The organism is Klebsiella sp. FDAARGOS_511, assembly GCF_003812845.1.
Lineage (GTDB): Bacteria > Pseudomonadota > Gammaproteobacteria > Enterobacterales > Enterobacteriaceae > Klebsiella > Klebsiella grimontii.
Genome location: NZ_CP033824.1, coordinates 5224839 through 5243045 on the forward strand (window position 1 = coordinate 5224839; position 18207 = coordinate 5243045).

18 protein-coding genes and 3 tRNA genes are annotated in these 18207 nt (G+C 52.7%); 16 read left to right on the plus strand and 5 right to left on the minus strand.

Annotated elements, in window-relative coordinates:
- Window positions 1–65: 65 nt before the first annotated feature.
- The 8 genes from uvrY (at window position 66) to EGY08_RS26265 (ending at window position 5409) form a co-directional block, all read left to right on the plus strand.
- The gene (uvrY, locus tag EGY08_RS26230; protein ID WP_004122102.1) at window positions 66–722 is read left to right on the plus strand and encodes a UvrY/SirA/GacA family response regulator transcription factor; all 657 of its coding nucleotides are present in this window, start codon (window positions 66–68) and stop codon (window positions 720–722) included.
- Window positions 719–2551: an excinuclease ABC subunit UvrC gene (uvrC, locus tag EGY08_RS26235; protein ID WP_004122101.1), complete on the plus strand. Its 1833-nt coding sequence runs from the start codon at window positions 719–721 to the stop codon at window positions 2549–2551. The genes uvrY and uvrC overlap by 4 nt, the downstream gene beginning before the upstream one ends.
- 57 nt (window positions 2552–2608) lie before the next feature.
- Entirely contained in the window at window positions 2609–3157 is a 549-nt protein-coding gene (gene pgsA / locus EGY08_RS26240) for a CDP-diacylglycerol--glycerol-3-phosphate 3-phosphatidyltransferase (protein ID WP_004122100.1), read from the plus strand.
- A 151-nt stretch (window positions 3158–3308) separates the two neighbouring features.
- Window positions 3309–3384, plus strand: a tRNA-Gly gene (locus tag EGY08_RS26245).
- A gap of 38 nt (window positions 3385–3422) precedes the next feature.
- Window positions 3423–3496: transfer RNA gene (locus tag EGY08_RS26250), tRNA-Cys, on the plus strand.
- 13 nt (window positions 3497–3509) lie between these two features.
- Window positions 3510–3596, plus strand: a tRNA-Leu gene (locus EGY08_RS26255).
- 190 nt (window positions 3597–3786) lie between these two features.
- Window positions 3787–4674, plus strand: a complete 888-nt coding sequence (locus EGY08_RS26260) for a dihydrodipicolinate synthase family protein (protein WP_004122098.1) — start codon at window positions 3787–3789, stop codon at window positions 4672–4674.
- A 66-nt stretch (window positions 4675–4740) separates the two neighbouring features.
- On the plus strand, window positions 4741–5409 hold the full coding sequence (locus tag EGY08_RS26265; RefSeq protein ID WP_004122096.1) for a YecA family protein: 669 nt from the start codon (window positions 4741–4743) through the stop codon (window positions 5407–5409).
- Window positions 5410–5441: 32 nt separating this feature from the next.
- Here EGY08_RS26265 and tyrP read toward each other — a convergent pair whose 3' ends face one another.
- Window positions 5442–6653, minus strand: coding sequence for a tyrosine transporter TyrP (tyrP, locus tag EGY08_RS26270; protein ID WP_123829151.1), 1212 nt, complete (start codon window positions 6651–6653; stop codon window positions 5442–5444).
- A gap of 195 nt (window positions 6654–6848) precedes the next feature.
- Between tyrP and EGY08_RS26275 the strand changes: the two genes are divergently transcribed.
- On the plus strand, window positions 6849–7088 hold the full coding sequence (locus tag EGY08_RS26275) for a YecH family metal-binding protein (RefSeq protein ID WP_004122091.1): 240 nt from the start codon (window positions 6849–6851) through the stop codon (window positions 7086–7088).
- Window positions 7089–7124: 36 nt separating this feature from the next.
- Here EGY08_RS26275 and ftnA read toward each other — a convergent pair whose 3' ends face one another.
- The gene (gene ftnA, locus EGY08_RS26280) at window positions 7125–7622 is read right to left on the minus strand and encodes a non-heme ferritin (protein ID WP_004122089.1); all 498 of its coding nucleotides are present in this window, start codon (window positions 7620–7622) and stop codon (window positions 7125–7127) included.
- 422 nt (window positions 7623–8044) lie between these two features.
- Here ftnA and EGY08_RS26285 point away from each other — a divergent pair, with 422 nt between their 5' ends.
- Window positions 8045–8683 carry an RpiB/LacA/LacB family sugar-phosphate isomerase gene (locus EGY08_RS26285; protein ID WP_123829152.1) on the plus strand — a complete coding sequence of 213 codons (639 nt, stop codon included), beginning with the start codon at window positions 8045–8047 and terminating at the stop codon, window positions 8681–8683.
- Between the two features lie 52 nt (window positions 8684–8735).
- Here the strand turns inward: EGY08_RS26285 and EGY08_RS26290 are convergent, their stop codons facing one another.
- Window positions 8736–10157 (minus strand): MFS transporter, encoded by a 1422-nt coding sequence (locus EGY08_RS26290; protein ID WP_123829153.1) that lies wholly within the window; start codon window positions 10155–10157, stop codon window positions 8736–8738.
- A 209-nt stretch (window positions 10158–10366) separates the two neighbouring features.
- Between EGY08_RS26290 and azuC the strand changes: the two genes are divergently transcribed.
- Together azuC and EGY08_RS26300 are read left to right on the plus strand one after the other, a co-directional pair.
- Window positions 10367–10450, plus strand: coding sequence for a stress response protein AzuC (azuC, locus tag EGY08_RS26295; RefSeq protein ID WP_004136622.1), 84 nt, complete (start codon window positions 10367–10369; stop codon window positions 10448–10450).
- A gap of 78 nt (window positions 10451–10528) precedes the next feature.
- Entirely contained in the window at window positions 10529–10780 is a 252-nt protein-coding gene (locus tag EGY08_RS26300; RefSeq protein WP_004103438.1) for a DUF2766 family protein, read from the plus strand.
- Window positions 10781–10826: 46 nt separating this feature from the next.
- Here EGY08_RS26300 and EGY08_RS26305 read toward each other — a convergent pair whose 3' ends face one another.
- Entirely contained in the window at window positions 10827–12338 is a 1512-nt protein-coding gene (locus tag EGY08_RS26305; protein WP_177447596.1) for an MFS transporter, read from the minus strand.
- 303 nt (window positions 12339–12641) lie between these two features.
- Window positions 12642–13145, minus strand: coding sequence for a non-heme ferritin-like protein (locus EGY08_RS26310; protein ID WP_049115023.1), 504 nt, complete (start codon window positions 13143–13145; stop codon window positions 12642–12644).
- 537 nt (window positions 13146–13682) lie between these two features.
- Between EGY08_RS26310 and EGY08_RS26315 the strand changes: the two genes are divergently transcribed.
- The 4 genes from EGY08_RS26315 to araH all read left to right on the plus strand — a co-directional run bounded on the left by EGY08_RS26315 (window position 13683) and on the right by araH (window position 18080).
- A complete protein-coding gene (locus EGY08_RS26315) occupies window positions 13683–14255 on the plus strand; it encodes a DJ-1/PfpI family protein (protein WP_004122083.1) in 573 nt (190 codons plus the stop codon).
- A gap of 273 nt (window positions 14256–14528) precedes the next feature.
- The gene (locus tag EGY08_RS26320) at window positions 14529–15509 is read left to right on the plus strand and encodes an arabinose ABC transporter substrate-binding protein (protein ID WP_024359886.1); all 981 of its coding nucleotides are present in this window, start codon (window positions 14529–14531) and stop codon (window positions 15507–15509) included.
- A gap of 61 nt (window positions 15510–15570) precedes the next feature.
- Complete coding sequence (gene araG, locus EGY08_RS26325) at window positions 15571–17085, plus strand: L-arabinose ABC transporter ATP-binding protein AraG (protein WP_004122081.1); 1515 nt, start codon at window positions 15571–15573, stop codon at window positions 17083–17085.
- Between the two features lie 14 nt (window positions 17086–17099).
- Entirely contained in the window at window positions 17100–18080 is a 981-nt protein-coding gene (gene araH, locus EGY08_RS26330) for an L-arabinose ABC transporter permease AraH (RefSeq protein ID WP_123829456.1), read from the plus strand.
- Window positions 18081–18207: the final 127 nt, after the last annotated feature.

An 18207-nucleotide genomic window follows, 5' to 3' on the forward strand; every position in this document is an offset into this window, starting at 1 on the left:
AAACCCGGTAATATGTGGGAGATAAGCTATCAGTAGCGTTATCCCTAATTCTGGAGAATATTCCTTTGATCAACGTCCTTCTTGTTGATGACCACGAACTGGTGCGCGCAGGGATACGACGCATTCTGGAAGATATAAAAGGGATTAAAGTTGCCGGCGAGGCCTGCTGCGGTGAAGATGCCGTGAAATGGTGCCGCGCGAATCCCGTAGATGTAGTCCTGATGGATATGAACATGCCGGGTATCGGCGGCCTCGAGGCTACGCGAAAAATTGCCCGTTCCGTTGCTGATGCCAAAGTGATTATGCTTACCGTGCATACGGAAAACCCGCTGCCGGCAAAAGTGATGCAGGCCGGTGCTGCTGGCTACCTTAGTAAAGGCGCCGCGCCGCAGGAGGTCGTGAATGCAATTCGCTGCGTGGCATCGGGCCAGCGTTACATCGCCTCTGATATCGCCCAGCAGATGGCTCTCAGCCAGATCGAACCGGAAAAGGCGGAGTCGCCGTTTGCCAGTTTGTCTGAGCGAGAATTGCAGATTATGCTAATGATTACCAAAGGTCAGAAGGTCAACGAGATCTCAGAGCAGTTGAATCTGAGTCCGAAGACCGTGAACAGCTACCGTTACCGCATGTTCAGTAAATTGAATATTCATGGTGACGTGGAGCTGACGCACCTGGCAATTCGCCATGGCCTGTGCAATGCGGAGTCGTTAGCAAGTCAGTGAGTGATGTTTTTGACGCAAAAGCTTTCCTGAAAACAGTGACCAGCCAGCCGGGCGTCTATCGGATGTATGATGCTGGCGGTACTGTCATCTATGTAGGCAAAGCGAAAGACCTGAAAAAGCGGCTTAGCAGCTATTTCCGTAGCAACCTGGCTTCGCGTAAAACCGAAGCGCTGGTGGCGCTTATCGCCCAGATAGACGTCACGGTGACCCACACCGAGACGGAAGCGCTGCTGCTTGAGCACAACTACATCAAACTATACCAGCCGCGTTACAACGTGCTGCTGCGCGATGATAAATCCTATCCCTTTATTTTCCTTAGCGGCGATACGCATCCTCGCCTGGCGACGCATCGCGGGGCGAAGCACGCTAAAGGTGAATATTTTGGCCCATTCCCTAACGGTTACGCGGTTCGCGAAACGTTAGCGTTGCTGCAAAAAATCTTCCCCATCCGCCAATGCGAGAACAGCGTCTATCGCAACCGTTCTCGGCCGTGCCTGCAGTACCAAATTGGCCGCTGTCTGGGGCCGTGCGTCGCCGGACTGGTGAGCGAGGAAGAGTATGCCCAGCAGGTCGACTACGTGCGTCTGTTCCTTGCGGGTAAAGACGATCAGGTGCTGACCCAGCTGATTGCCCGTATGGAAAAAGCGAGTCAGGCGCTGGAGTTTGAAGAGGCGGCGCGGATCCGCGACCAGATTCAGGCCGTACGCCGGGTAACGGAGAAGCAGTTCGTCTCCAATACCGGGGACGATCTGGACGTTATCGGCGTGGCGTTTGATGCTGGAATGGCGTGCGTCCACGTGCTTTTTATACGCCAGGGGAAAGTTCTTGGTAGCCGCAGCTATTTCCCTAAAGTGCCCAATGGCACCGAGCTGGGTGAAGTGGTGGAAACGTTTGTCGGGCAGTTCTATTTACAGGGCAGCCAGATGCGTACGCTACCGGGCGAAATCCTGTTGGATTTTAACCTCGGCGACAAAACCCTGCTGGCGGATTCGCTCTCGGAACTGGCCGGGCGGCGGGTTAACGTACAGACTAAACCCCGCGGCGATCGCGCCCGCTACCTGAAGCTGGCGCGAACTAACGCCGCGACCGCGCTGACCACCAAACTTTCCCAGCATTCGACGATTACCCAACGCCTGCGGGCGCTGGCGACATTGCTCAAGCTTCCTGCCGTCAACCGGATGGAATGCTTTGATATCAGCCATACGATGGGTGAACAAACGGTTGCGTCATGCGTGGTTTTTGATAGCAACGGACCGCTACGAGCGGAGTATCGCCGCTACAATATCACCGGCATCACGCCGGGAGATGATTATGCGGCGATGAACCAGGTTCTGCGTCGTCGTTACGGCAAGGCAATAGAAGAGAATAAAATCCCCGATGTCATTCTGATCGACGGCGGTAAAGGCCAGCTTGGGCAGGCGAAAGCGGTTTTTGCCGAACTTGATGTGCCGTGGGATAAAAATCATCCTCTACTATTGGGCGTGGCAAAAGGCAGCGATCGTAAAGCAGGGCTGGAGACGTTATTCTTCGAACCAGAAGGCGAGGGTTTTAGCCTGCCGCCGGATTCTCCCGCGCTGCATGTGATTCAGCATATTCGCGACGAGTCGCACGATCATGCCATTACCGGCCACCGTAAGAAACGGGCAAAAGTAAAAAGCACCAGCACGCTGGAAACCATTGAGGGCGTCGGACCCAAACGCCGACAGATGCTGCTGAAATATATGGGCGGTCTGCAGGGGTTGCAGAAAGCCAGCGTCGAAGAAATTGCGCAAGTACCGGGTATATCTCACGGTCTGGCAGAAAAGATCTTCTACTCGTTGAAACATTAGGGGCTCTGTAGCAACATAGGGCTAATTTTTACTTACAACAGATAGTTACCCGTTACTATGCAATTTAATATCCCTACATTGCTTACCCTGTTTCGCGTCATTCTTATTCCTTTCTTTGTACTGGCGTTTTACCTGCCGTTTACCTGGGCGCCTTTTGCCTGCGCGCTGATTTTCTTTGTTGCCGCCGTGACCGACTGGTTCGATGGTTACCTGGCGCGTCGCTGGAATCAGAGCACCCGTTTCGGTGCCTTTCTCGATCCGGTTGCCGATAAAGTTATGGTTGCCATTGCGATGGTCCTGGTTGCCGAGCATTATCATACCTGGTGGGTGACGTTACCGGCCGCCACGATGATCGCTCGTGAAATTATTATCTCCGCACTGCGCGAGTGGATGGCTGAACTGGGCAAGCGCAGCAGCGTTGCGGTATCCTGGATAGGCAAAGTAAAGACCACCGCGCAAATGGCGGCGCTGGTGTGGATGCTGTGGCGGCCAAATATCTGGGTCGAGTGGGCGGGAATTGGTCTGTTTCTCGTGGCGGCAGTGCTGACGCTATGGTCTATGCTGCAATATTTGAACGCGGCGCGCGGCGATTTGCTTGATCAGTGATCGTTTCGGCGCAATTTTCAGCAAACAACACAAGGTTTTAAAAAATATCGTTGACTCATTGCGCCAGGTAAGTAGAATGCAACGCATCGAACGGCAGCACAGTCTGGCAGACGATAACAAAATCAAGTAATTAGCAAATTAGCTTGATGATGCGGGAATAGCTCAGTTGGTAGAGCACGACCTTGCCAAGGTCGGGGTCGCGAGTTCGAGTCTCGTTTCCCGCTCCAGTTTAGAACATCGGCAGTTGCGGGTGTTAAAGCATTAAGGCGCGTTAGCAAAGCGGTTATGTAGCGGATTGCAAATCCGTCTAGTCCGGTTCGACTCCGGAACGCGCCTCCAATTTCTATCCCGAGCCCGGATGGTGGAATCGGTAGACACAAGGGATTTAAAATCCCTCGGCGTTCGCGCTGTGCGGGTTCAAGTCCCGCTCCGGGTACCATTGGGATAAAGCAGAATAATCAAAGCAATAAGCAGTGTCGTGAAACCACCTACGGGTGGTTTTTTTGTTTTTCCACCATGTCCCTTTAGTCCCTCAACGTCACCTCACTCTATTTTGTCATAGGACAAAACAAATTTCTGTTGCTACTATTTGCCAGCACTCGATCATTATCTCAATAAGTGGGGATGAAATGTTTACTGGCCTTTGCGCTTTTCCTCTGACTCCGTTCAATCATCACGTCGTTGATGAAACCGCTTTTGCTCGCATTGTTACTCATCTCGTTGACGCTGCTGTCGATTCGCTCGGCGTGCTCGGCTCGACGGGAAGCTACGCATACCTCAGCCGTGAGCAGAGAATGCAGGTTGTCCGACAGGCAAAATCGCATGCCGGCTCGGTGCCGCTGATGGTAGGGATCGGGGCGGTGGGAACCGATCAGGTTCTTCGTCTGGCAGACGATGCCCAGCGGGCAGGTGCGAACGCGCTACTCCTGCCGGTGATGGCTTATCAGCCCCTGTCAGATGAGGAAATTTTAACTTTTTACCAGACCGTTTGTCGCCATGTCTCAGTACCCGTTTGCGTTTACGACAATCCAGTTACTACCCATATTTCTCTGTCCGATGAGCTCAAAAGCGCGATAGCCGCGCTGCCGGGAATTGCCTCAATTAAAATACCCGGACCTGCCAGCCATGAAGTCGCGCAACGTGTGCAGAGCCTGCGGCGACAGCTCCCGGACGGGGTGTCTATTGGGATTAGCGGAGACGCCTGTGCGGCCGATGGGCTGAACGCCGGCTGTGCAGTATGGTATTCCGTGTGCGGCGGACTTTTTCCGAACGTTGCCCAAGAGATAGTGGCAGCCGCGACGCGGGGCGAGGCCCAGCGGGCGATGGCGATAAGCGCCAGGCTGGAGCCGCTGTGGATGCTGTTCCGCAAGCATGGCGGAAGCCTGCGGGTCATTGCCGCCGCAGCGACGATCCTCGGTATTTGCGCTGAGGATTGCTTACCGCGCCCGCTGTTACCGCTCTCGCCGGAGGCCTTTAGCGAGATTGCTGAGACGCTGCGCAGCCTGAACCTTCAGTAGCCGGGTGGTTTTCTCTCGCTATTTCCGCTACTGTAAGCGCCATTTTTTACGACGATGAGCCTGTTTATGAAAACTGGACCCCTGAACGAAAGCGAAGTTGAATGGCTGGATGATATCCTGTCGAAATACGCGGTTGAAGGCACTATCATGGACGTTGCCGAGCTTGATGGGCTGCTGACGGCCATTCTCTCCGGGCCGACGGAGATTGAGCCTGCGCAGTGGCTGATGGCTATCTGGGGCGGAGCGGATAACGTGCCGCGCTGGGCCAACGATCGCGAACGGGATCGTTTTGTGAACCTGACGCTGCAGCAAATGAGCGATATTGCCGAGCGTTTAAGCGATTATCCCGATCAGTTCGAGCCGATGTTTGGCAGCCGGGAAGAGGAAGGGCAGGAGCTTACGATTGTTGAAGAGTGGTGCTTCGGCTATATGCGCGGAGTAGGATTGAGCGACTGGTCCGCGCTGCCGGCAGCGCTGCAGCCGGAGTTGGACGTCATCGCCCTGCACGGTACCGAGGAGCGATTCGAGGCGCTTGATGAATTATCCGCCGAAGCGTTTATTGCCAGCGTTGAGCGAATTCGTCCTGCGGCCCTGGCGCTATACAACTACTGGACTGAGCACGCGCAACCGGCGGAAGTTCAGCAGCCCATCAGAAATGAGGCGAAGATTGGGCGCAACGATCCTTGCCCGTGCGGTAGCGGTAAGAAATACAAGCAGTGCTGTTTAGTGAAATAAAAGAAGGGGGCTAAATCGGCCCCCTTCTTTTTTTACCCCACCGCGGGCAGCAGGCCTGCGACTATCGCAAACTGAATCGCGACAATACCGATTCCGCATAGTAGAACAAGCCATAGCGCGGGAGAACCGCCCGCCACTCGCCATGCGGCATTGGGGTGCTGCTGACGGCTCTTCATGACCAGCAGCGAAGGCAGCATGAGCGCGAGCACGGCCAGCGCGACGCCCGCGTAACCTAACGCCATCACGAAGCCGCGTGGATAAAATAGCGCGAAGGCCAGAGGAGGCAAAAAGGTAATCAGACCGCTCTGTATCCGTCCTGCGGCGCTGTTCTGGCGTTGAAACAGATCGGCCAGATAGTCGAACAACCCAAGTGCCACGCCGAGGAACGACGTCGCCAGCGCCAGATCGGCAAACAAATGTACCGCCAGTTCAACGTGCGCAGAGGCAACCACTTCACGGATCGCTTCCAGCAGGCCATTAAGCCCGGCATTTTTTGCCAGCAGCGCGGTAAATACCGGGGAGTCAATACTGCCAAGCGTCGCTAGCTGCCAGAAAATATAGGCGACCAGGGGAATAAAGCTCCCGATGACAAATACCCGGCGCAGCTTGCGAATATCTCCGCCCAGATAACTCACAATACTGGGTATGCTGCCGTGAAAACCAAAGGAAGTAAAAATCACCGGAATGGCCGATAGCGCCAGTCCTTGCTGTAGTGGCAGAGTCAGCAGATTTATCTGGTGAATATGCGGCAGGAGAAGAGCCAGCATAATGGCGAGAAAGATAATTTTTGCGCTGAATAAAAAGCGGTTAAAAAGATCGACCAGCGAGGTCCCGATGCACACTACCGTTCCGCCGATCCCGGTAAAAATCAGGACACCTGCCGCGGGAGGCAGGCGCCAGTCCAGCCACTGATTGAGGCTTGCAGCCAGCAGCTCGCCAGCGCCGCTGATATAGGCAGCGGTGAGCGCGTACAGCAGAAACAGCATGCAAAAACCGGTGGCCCACTGCCCGTAACGCCCCAGATAGCGAGCCGCCAGCGAACCCAGCCCCATATCCGCCGGCACGTGTTGATACACTTCCAGCAGCAGTAAAGCGGTGTAACACATCAGCGCCCACAGCGTTATCAGCAAACCTAACGTGACGCCGAAACCGACGCCCGCCGATGCCAACGGCATTGCTAACATCCCGGCGCCGATGGTGGTGCCGGCAACGATTAAAATACTACCCAGAGTGCGGTTCTTCACGCTTTTCTCTATCCATCACGGAATACACAATAAATTATGCCGCGCAGAGTATGTGAAATCAGTGAGTTCGTCAAATGAGGGTTACAGATGGTGTAATGATAAATTTACAATCTCAAAGGGGTTGCGCTAAAGCTGCGCTGGCGCAATAACCTGCCGCTGCGGCTGGTTTACTCTTCGGTGTTTACGGGAGGGGTTATGCCATCAATACATGGTCACGAAGTGCTGCAAATGATGATTTCATCAGGCGAGTCTTACACTGTTGCAACGCTGGAAGCGGCGATTATCGTCCGTTTCGGGAAAGAGGCTCGATTCCATACCTGCTCGGCGGAAAATCTGAGCGCGGCGGAGCTGGTGGCGTTTTTGCAGAAAAAAGGCAAGTTTATTGCCGCTGATGAAGGCTTTAATACGCACGAAAGTAAAATTTGCCGTCATTAATCTGGCAGCGAGCGCTGAGCCTCGCTGCCGTATTTATTAATTTTGCGTATCGAGCGTTGCCAACTCTTTATCAATAAAATACAGACCTTCGCCGCTTTTGCCGGCGAGGGACAGTTTATCAATAACGGATTTAAACAGTTTTTCTTCTTCGTGCTGTTCAGCAACGTACCACTGCAGGAAATTAAATGTTGGATAATCCTGACTGGTCATCGCCGCATGGGCCAGTTCGTTAATTTTCTGCGTAATCAACTGTTCATGTTCATAGGTCGCGCGAAACAGCTCATCCAGAGAGGTATATTCTGCAACCGGCGAAGCGATAGCGGTGATGCTGGGCAGGCTACCGGTATCGGTCAGGTAGTCGAACAGGCGCTGCATATGGGTCATCTCTTCCTGTGCGTGGCGGCGCAGAAACGCGGCGGCGCCTTCAAAACTGTGGTAGCTGCACCAGGCGCTCATTTGCTGATAAAGCAGAGAAGAATAAAGTTCAAGGTTCATCTGCGCATTCAGCTTATCGATCATTTCAGTTTTTAGCATCAGGCTGCTCCGGGAAAATAGAGTTAAGGATTATTGTGCGCTCACTATAATTTGTTATTAATTTATTTGCAAAAAGTAAATTAATAAAATTATTTATTAATAATGCAAATGGGAATAACACGCATTGGCGATTTAAAAATAATGAGAATGGTTTTAATTTAATATTTCATGTGAAAAAACGGCGAGCCAAATTTAGCGGTAAAAATAGACGCGCCCGGCGGCCGCGGCCGGATTCCTATGACGCGGATAAGTAAGGGGGGCGCCTTACCGCCAGGGGATGGAAGTCAAAAGTGTGAGGCGAAATGCAGTTTCTAAAACAACTTTTCATAAAATTTGAAAGTATGTTCGTAAGGTAGTATTGTTCTTAGCAACGCTAACGAACTATCGCGGGAGTATCCGCACAGCATTCAGGAGAGTAAAGCATGAAAATCGCACTGATGATGGAAAACAGCCAGGCAAACAAAAACGCCATCATCCTCAATGAATTAAAAGCCGTTGCTGACGAGAAAGGTTTCCCGGTTTACAACGTCGGGATGAGCGATGAAAACGACCATCACCTGACCTATATCCATCTGGGTATCATGGCCAGCATCTTGCTGAATTCGAAAGCGGTCGACTTTGTCGTGACCGGCTGCGGCACGGGCCAGGGCGCGCTGATGTCGCTGAATATTCACCCGGGCGTGGTTTGCGGCTACTGCATCGATCCTGCGGATGCTTTCCTGTTTGCGCAGATCAACAACGGTAACGCGCTTTCTCTGCCGTTTGCGAAAGGGTTTGGCTGGGGCGCAGAGCTGAACGTCCGCTTTATCTTTGAAAAAGCCTTCACCGGCCGTAATGGCGAAGGCTATCCGCCGGAGCGTAAAGAGCCTCAGGTGCGTAACGCCGGGATCCTGAACACGGTCAAAGCTGCGGTTGTTAAGGAGAACTACCTGGATACGCTGCGCGCCATCGATCCGGAGCTGGTAAAAACTGCCGTTTCTGGCCCTCGTTTCCAGCAGTGTTTCTTTGAGAACTGCCAGGATAAAGAGATCGAAGCGTTCGTTCGCCAGATCGTCGGTTAATATCCGGTCAGTATGAAATTTGCCAGGCCAGCGCTGCTGGCCTTTTCTTTCGTTATTTCTTTTTGTTCGACACGCTGCTACCCGCCTCTCTGTTCAGATGCAGGCTATCAATCATTCCTACCAGGCAAATCAGCGCAATAAAAATAAACGACAGGCGGAAGCTGATGCCCGGCAGATGAGAAAGCATAAACCAGTCGCTCAACGCTTCCCCAAGACGAATACCAATCGCGCCGAGCGTGATCCCAAGCCCAACGGCCAGCTGTGAAGCGGTGCTGAACAGGGTATTGGCATAGCTCATTTGCGTGGCAGGTACATCGGCAAACGCGAGCGTGCTGATGCCGGTAAACTGGATAGAACGGAAGACCCCGCCGAGATAGAGAATCACAACGATCAGCCAAACCGGCGTTTGCGGGGTTAAAAAGGCGCAGGCCAGCAGCGACAAAACGTTTAATGCGCCGTTAATCAGCAACAGTCGGCGAAAGCCCAACCAGCGGATCAGCGGCGTTGTGAGGGGCTTGATGGTTAAGTTGCCGACAAACACGGCCAGCACCAGCAGCCCCGAGTGGAAAGGGTCCATACCAAATCCGACCTGGAACAGCAGCGGCAGCAGAAACGGCACGGCGCTAATGGAAGCGCGGAACAGGGAACCGCCGTACATGGTGACCCTGAAGGTGGGGATCTGTAGGGCATCAAGGCGCACCATTGGCCACGTGGTTCGACGGAAATGCCGCAGCGAGAAGAGCATGCAGCCAAGGCCTAACGCCAGCAGCGCCAGGGTCTGCCAGCCCAGAGGCTGGCGCTCGCCGAGAAGCTCCATGGCGGCAACCAGGCTAACCATCGCCACCGAGGTGGCAAGAAAGCCCGACAGATCGAAAGGGCGTCGCTCATCTTCGCGAATATTGGGAATGATGCGCAACGACAGGGCGATAGCGATAAGCCCGAGCGGAACGTTAATAAAGAATATCCAGTGCCAGCTGGCGTAGCGGGTAATAAATCCGCCCAGCGGCGGGCCAATAATTGGCGCGACCAGCGCCGGCCAGGTCAGGGTAGCAATCGCCTTAATCAGCTGATGCTTCGGTGTGGTACGCAGCACCGCCAGCCGGCCAACGGGTACCATCAGCGCGCCGCCTACCCCTTGAAGAATGCGCATCGCGACGAACACATCAACATCGGTCGACAGCCCGCAAAACACCGAAGCCAGGGTAAATATCGCCAGCGCCAGAGTAAAGATTTTCCGCGCGCCGAAACGATCGGCGATCCAGCCGCTGGCCGGTATCAGGACCGCAAGGGTAATAAGATAGGCGCTAATCCCGATATTGAGGTCGACCGCTGTCACGCCAAAATCTTTCGCCATGTCGGGCAGGGCGGTGGCAATCACCGTGCCGTCAAGAAACTCCATAAAAAACGCGCCAGCCACCAGCAGCGCAGGTGCTGAAAAAGAACGTTCATCCCTGGAAGAGGTGTTTGTACTCATTATTGTGTCGCTGCCATAGCAAAGAGAGCGCAGACTTGTCCGGAGCGTTCAGTGCTTAACTCTCCGATTTCGCTCAGTGTTGTTTAATAATTAAATTATTTTTGTAAAAAATGGGTGATTTATCGCACGTTCTGATTGATTTTTGTGATGTGAGTCATATTATAGCCGTAAAGACATTAACACCTGCATAACAAAAAATGGAGTCAACCATGAAGCTGCGCAAAATCCTGAAAAGCATGTTTGAAAACTACTGTAAAACCTTCAAAGACGTACCGCCTGGCGGTATGTTCTGATAAAAAACCTGCTGCGGCAGGTTTTTTTATATTTCACGATTTAGGTTACTATTACGCTCCTGAAAAAAGGAGTGAAAAATGTCTCAACATCTTACCGAACACGACGAGCTGGTCTCTGACGTGGTTGCCTGCCAGTTAGTCATCAAACAGATCCTCGATGTCATTGATATTATCGCCCCTGTCGAGGTGCGCGAAAAAATGACCACCCAACTGAAAGCGATCGATTTTGCCAGCCACCCGGCGTCGGCTGACCCGGTGACCCTGCGGGCGGTACAAAAGGCCATCGCGCTGATTGAACTGAAATTCACCCCGCAGGAAGAAGCGCACTAGCTGCGTCAGCCCCGTCATCATTGTGATAGCGGGGCGTTATAACGGTTTAGTGGGATACTGCGGTTTGAATGGCGCCTTCCTGCGTGTCTTTAAACAGCTTGCTGTTGCCCCAGCACTCTTCGTAGCGATGGCCGACTAAATCTTCCACGATAAGGCGAACGTCCGGCGCGATATCGCCAATCTTACCACCTGCCTTAATGCGCGCGACTTCCTGCAATACCACCAGGTGCGCCTTGCGATCGAGTTTCATCTGCTTACTGAACACAATGGCTGCCAGCGCCAGCAGAATCACGCCCGCGCAGAACACCACCGCAATCGCAGTGACCGCGCTTTCAGGCTGCGTATGCGCCTTCGACTGGAATCCGTAGAAGCTGAGGATCGCCCCCATGGAAAAGACGATGATAGAGCGCAAAATTTTACCGGAGAAGGTCATGGCTCCCGCATAGATCCCTTCGCGGCGACGGCCGGTATAGATTTCATCGACATCCGCCAAAAAGGTGTAAACGGTCCAGGGAATATAGTATACGCCGCCGGTGCCCAGGCCGAAGAGTACGGTAATACCAAACATCAGGATGGTGGCCAGATGTGCCGGCAGATGGAAGAACCACAGCGAGGTGTAGAGCAGAACGGCAAAAATAACCACGCTCAGCGCCAGAATATACGGTTTACTGAAACCTTTCTTCACGCAAAGGCCAATAAACAGGGCGGTTGATACCAGCTGCAGGATGGAGTTCAGACTGTTGAGCCCGGCCACCATCGCCGGATCGTGCTGCAGCACGAAGATAACGAAGTAAGTGAAGATCGAGGCAAAAAGCCACTCGGCACCGAAGCCGCAGAGATACATGCCCAGGTGTTTGCGGAATACGCGCAGGTAAAATGTTGAGCGCATATCTTTCGCCAGCATGAGCAGAGTATTGAACAGCCCCTTTTTCTCTCCCTTGCTTATCTCCTCTTCGCGGGGACGCTCCCAGCTGCAGCACCACAGGCAGGAGATGGCCACGATAAGAATAACGCCGTAGGTCAGCCCGGTGAGAAAAAACGGGGTGGCGGATTCTTTACCATACAGGAGGATGAATTGTCCGGGGATAAATGCCGCGAGAAAGTTGGCCAGTTTGCCGAAAATCGCTTTGTAACCGGTCAGTTTCGAACGCAGTGAGAAATCGTCAGTCATTTCGGTCGCCAATGTTTCATAGGGGACCATAATCGATGTATATATGATTTCAAAGACGACGTAGGTGCACAGGTAGTACCAGAAACCGAGGCCTTCTACCCACAGCAGCGGGTAGAACATCATCAGCGGAATGCCAATCAATAAAAAGAAGCGGCGACGACCGAAGCGTTTACCCAGCCGCGTTTTGCCAAAGTTATCGGTGAGATAACCCATAAGCGGGTTACTAATCGCGTCAATAATACTGGCGACGGAAAAGATAAAGGAGGCTTCGATCAGCGTCAGCCCGCAGAAGGTTGTATAAAAATAGAGCAGCCATGCGCCGCTTATCGCCAGTGCGCCGCTTCCCAGTAAATTCCCGCCGCCGTAGGCTAACTGATGGCGTAACAAAATCGGTCTTCCCTGCAGCCCCTGCGGGGCTGAAGCCGTATATCTTGCCATTAAAATAAACTCCGTGTTTTAAATTTTTGAAACACTATTTTTATATTATTAACTCGTAGCTTTAAACGTGATCCAGATCACCAATGCCTTGCTAATTCCACCGGCTGAGCGGGAATGAGATCTGGTTAAAACTTTTTAATGCTTTTCAGGAATAAAAAGCGGCGCCGAAGCGCCGAAAAAGATGGTGAGCAGGGGAGGTAGGATAAAGCGAGTGCGGGTGTGAACAGGTGACATATCCCCGGCAGTATGGGGTTAACCTCGCTGGTTGCTGACCAGACCGAGCAGGTGACGATCGGTTTGTTGTTCGCTGGTCCCGACTTTTTGCGCATGGCGTACTTCGTCAAGAATCGTCTCCAGCAGCATGCCATCCTGATTCTGTTGTTCCGCAAGCAGGGTCAGAAAGCGCAGGGTTGGCGCATCGCTTTGTGTCTTCGCCTCCTCAGCCAGGCCGGAGAGTATGCTGCTGCGCTGCTGATAATCTTCGACGGTTTTGCTAAAGAGATCTTCCAGGGACGAACATTCAGTGCTGTAGGTTCCTTCCGCTTTCACAACGGGCCAGGCGCCTGATTTTTTCATAAAATCAAAGACCCGCATCATCTGCGTTATGCTGGCTTGCGCTCGGTTACGGAGAAAAGTGGCGGTACCGTTCAACCGGTGCTGAGTACACCATTCGCTCAAATGTAGATATAAATTTGAGGTATGGAACTCAAGATTCATCTGGTTATTCAGCTTTTGAACCATTCCTGGAACGACCATATAAATATCCTTATTCTCTTTGGAGGGGCTGGCGTCATGTCCTGACGCATCTGTATCAGGGCTGCGTAGAAATTATTGGACACATGAAGATAGCTCTGAATAATAATATTCAGTCTTCCTGCATATGCCTGTCTATTAAATTTCTTATCTCAAGGGATATAGAATAGCGCTATGTCTCAATTGAGAAAACTCTCAATGCCTGATATTTACATTAAGTTACAGCATCGGTAGATATCTTTATATAATGATTTTTTGTCAGGTAAAACGCTAAGGTTTTAGCAGCATATTTAAATTTATCTGGATGATTATATGTATTTTTATCTCGATCGATAATTAATTAATAGTAGAGCTAATTATGTTAATGAAATTGCGTTTTAAAAATAGTGATTAATAGTTCTTTTTTGTGATAGCCTGCGAGTAAGAAAATCAGCGGGGTCGTTTGGTCTCATGTAACAAAGAGCAGATGATGACGTTAATTTAAAAAACGCTGTGTTTGTAAACACATTATTGCTACCAGGCTATCAGAAGGAGACGGAAATGAAAAAAGTTGCGGTGCTGCTGGCGCCGGGTTTTGAGGAAGGCGAAGCGATTGTGGTCATTGATATTCTTCGTCGCTTGCACCTCGATGTTGAACTACTCGCCTGCGCCGAGTCGCGCGCGGTGGTGAGCTACCATAATATCCCCATGGTGGCGGACAGCACGCTAACGGAACGCGCCGGCACGCTATACGACGCGGTGGTTCTGCCTGGCGGTCCGCAGGGAAGCGTGAATCTGGCCGCCAGTCGGGACGTCGTGACGTTTATCTCGGCCCACGATAAAGCGGGAAAGCTGATCTGCCCAATCTGTTCGGCGGCCGCGAGAGTCCTCGGCGGCAACGGTCTGCTGAAGGGGCGTCGCTACGTCTGTTCGGGAGAGTTATGGCAAGACGTCTCCGACGGCGAGTACGTTGACCAGGCGGTGGTGGAAGACGGGAATTTGATCAGTGGTAAAGGGTTAGGGCACGTATTTGATTTTTCGTTCACCGTCGCCGCCCGTTTATTGGGGGACGAGGCGCCTGTTCGCCTTCATGCGGAGCACATTTATTGCCAATGGCGATCTCTCCAGGGATAACTCTGCTGATGATATAGAGAATATTGCTACGGCCTGCGCTAATTGTCTGACAATTAGCGCTTTTTTTATGTCTTTTTTCGCTGTTTATATGTACGCAATTACTGTAATTCCGCGATGTGATTGGGCTCTCGTATGGAGAAATAATTTCCGGTTAATACTATTTAAACAACGGCACTCATGGTTGACATTTTCCTAATGCCTTGTTTTTCGTCCGATAAAAATTTTAAGTCATATTTTTCCCTACATAAAAGCGAATTAAAGCTGGAGTTTACCATGCACAAATTTACTAAAGCGCTGGCGGCGATTGGTCTTGCCGCAGTTATGTCACAATCAGCTATGGCTGAGACGCTTAAGCTGGGTTTTCTGGTGAAACAGCCTGAAGAGCCATGGTTTCAAACAGAGTGGAAATTTGCCGATAAGGCCGGTAAAGATTTAGGTTTCGATGTGATTAAAATCGCGGTTCCCGACGGCGAAAAAACCCTTAACGCGATTGATAGCCTGGCAGCCAGCGGAGCCAAGGGCTTCGTCATTTGCACCCCGGACCCGAAACTCGGGGCGGCTATTGTCGCCAAAGCACGCGGCTATGATATGAAAGTAATTACCGTCGATGACCAGTTCGTCAACGCCAAAGGCAAACCGATGGACAGCGTACCGCTGGTAATGATGGCGGCCAGCGAAATCGGCGCGCGTCAGGGGCAGGAGCTCTATAAAGAGATGCAAAAACGCGGTTGGGATGTAAAAGACACAGCGGTTATGGCTATCACTGCCGATGAGTTGGATACCGCCCGCCGCCGTACCACCGGATCTATTGATGCGCTGAAAGCCGCCGGTTTCCCGGAGCAACAAATCTATCGCGTACCAACCAAATCTAACGACATCCCCGGCGCCTTTGACGCCGGTAACTCCATGCTGGTTCAACATCCTAATGTTAAGCACTGGCTTATCGTCGGCATGAACGACAATACCGTGCTGGGCGGCGTGCGCGCGACCGAAGGCCAGGGCTTTAAAGCCCCTGACGTTATCGGTATCGGTATTAACGGCGTTGATGCGGTGAACGAGCTTTCTAAAGCACAGGCCACCGGTTTCTACGGCTCTCTGCTACCAAGCCCGGATATTCACGGCTATAAAACCAGCGAGATGCTTTACAACTGGGTAACGAAAGACGTTGAACCGCCGAAATTCACCGCGGTAACCGACGTGGTGCTGATTACCCGCGACAACTTTAAAGAAGAGCTGGCGAAAAAAGGGCTGTAAGGCCGGTTGACCGGGCCTCTCGCAGTGCGCGAGGGGCTCCGTACAGAAAAGCGGAGTCGTTATGCAACAGTCTACCCCTTATCTCTCATTTCACGGCATTACCATGACCTTCCCGGGCGTTAAAGCGCTGTCCGACATTAGCTTTGGCTGCTATGCCGGACAGGTTCACGCCCTGATGGGAGAAAACGGCGCCGGGAAATCCACGCTGCTGAAAATTCTCAGCGGCAACTATATACCGACGGCCGGCAGCCTGCAGATCCGCGGTCAGCAGATGACGTTCAATCACACCACCGAGGCGCTGAACGCCGGGGTGGCGATTATCTATCAGGAGCTGCATCTGATTCCGGAAATGACCGTGGCGGAAAATATCTACCTCGGCCAGTTGCCGCATAAAGGCGGGATTGTGAATCGGTCGCTGCTGAATTATGAAGCAGGCCTGCAGCTTAAACATCTGGGGCTCGATATCGACCCGGAAACGCCGCTCAAATATCTCTCTATTGGCCAGTGGCAAATGGTGGAGATCGCCAAAGCGCTGGCGCGTAACGCCAAAATTATCGCCTTTGATGAGCCGACCAGCTCCCTTTCGGCGCGAGAAATTGAAAACCTGTTTCGGGTGATCCGCGAGCTGCGCCAGGAAGGACGGGTCATTATTTACGTTTCCCACCGCATGGAGGAGATCTTTGCGTTAAGCGACGCCATTACGGTATTCAAAGATGGCCGCTACGTACGCACCTTTGACAATATGCAGGAGGTTAACCACGACGCGCTGGTCCAGGCGATGGTGGGGCGCGAACTGGGCGATATCTACGGCTGGCAGCCGCGTGAATATGGCAAAGAGCGTTTGCGTCTTGAGCAGGTGAAGGCGCCCGGCGTGCGCCAGCCCGTCAGTCTGTCGGTGCGGAGCGGAGAAATCGTCGGTCTGTTTGGGCTGGTCGGCGCCGGGCGCAGCGAGCTGATGAAAGGCTTATTCGGCGGTAACAGAATAACCGGCGGTCAGGTTTATATCGACGGCGAGGCCATTGATATTCGTAAGCCGGCCCAGGCGATTCAGGCCGGGATGATGCTCTGCCCGGAAGACCGTAAAGCGGAGGGCATTATTCCGGTCCATTCGGTGCGCGACAACATCAATATCAGCGCTCGCCGCAAGCATATTCTCGCCGGCTGCGTTATCAACAACGCCTGGGAAGCGCAGAACGCCGACCAGCACATTAAATCGCTGAATATCAAAACGCCCGGCGCAGAACAGCTGATTATGAACCTCTCCGGCGGCAATCAGCAGAAGGCGATCCTTGGCCGCTGGCTGTCGGAAGAGATGAAAGTCATCCTGCTTGATGAGCCAACGCGCGGTATTGACGTAGGCGCTAAGCATGAAATCTACAACGTTATCTATGCATTAGCGGCATCTGGCGTCGCGGTGGTTTTTGCCTCCAGCGATTTACCGGAAGTTCTCGGCGTTGCCGATCGCATCGTGGTTATGCGCGAGGGTGAGATTGCCGGAGAACTGCTGCATGAACATGCGAATGAACAGCAGGCATTGAGCCTTGCGATGCCAAAAGTGAGCCAGGCGGTCGCCTGAGTAAGGAGTCTATGATGTCATCAGTTACTACTTCAGGTACTACCCGGTCAGCTTTTAGCTTCTCCCGCGTCTGGGATCAGTTCGGCATGCTGGTTGTTTTTGCGGTGCTGTTTATTGGCTGCGTGATTTTTGTGCCTAATTTTGCCTCATTTATCAATATGAAAGGCCTGGGGCTGGCTATTTCTATGTCCGGAATGGTGGCCTGCGGGATGCTGTTTTGCCTGGCATCCGGCGATTTTGACCTGTCGGTGGCCTCGGTTATCGCCTGCGCCGGGGTGACCACGGCGGTGGTGATTAACATGACAGAGAGCATGTGGATTGGCATCGGCGCCGGTCTACTGCTCGGGGCGCTAAGCGGTCTGGTAAACGGTTTTGTGATTGCACGCCTGAAGATTAACGCCCTGATCACCACCCTGGCGACCATGCAGATCTTTCGCGGTCTGGCTTATATTATCTCTGACGGTAAGGCGGTAGGGATTGAAGACGAGCGCTTCTTTACCCTCGGATATGCCAACTGGTTTGGTCTGCCTGCGCCTATCTGGCTGACCGTAGCCTGCCTGATTGTCTTCGGCCTGTTGCTTAATAAAACCACCTTTGGCCGGAATACCCTGGCGATTGGCGGCAACGAAGAAGCTGCGCGTCTGGCGGGCGTGCCGGTGGTGCGGACCAAGATCATTATTTTCGTCCTTTCCGGCCTGGTTTCTGCCGCGGCAGGCATTATCCTTGCTTCCCGTATGACCAGTGGTCAGCCGATGACCTCGATTGGCTATGAGCTGATTGTTATCTCGGCCTGCGTGCTGGGGGGCGTATCGCTGAAGGGCGGGATAGGTAAGATCTCCTACGTGGTGGCCGGGATCCTGATCCTGGGGACGGTGGAGAACGCGATGAACCTGCTGAACATTTCGCCGTTCTCGCAGTACGTCGTTCGCGGCGTGATTTTGCTGGCGGCGGTTATCTTTGACCGCTACAAACAGAAAGCGAAGCGCGTCGTTTAATCCGGCCAACTTTTCAGTTTAATCCTAATCCATTGCCAGCGCTCGTTCCGCTGGCAATGACTATCAAAAATGGCGAGGCTGGTCACACTGTCTATACTTACATGGCTACAATAAATTAACACCCAGC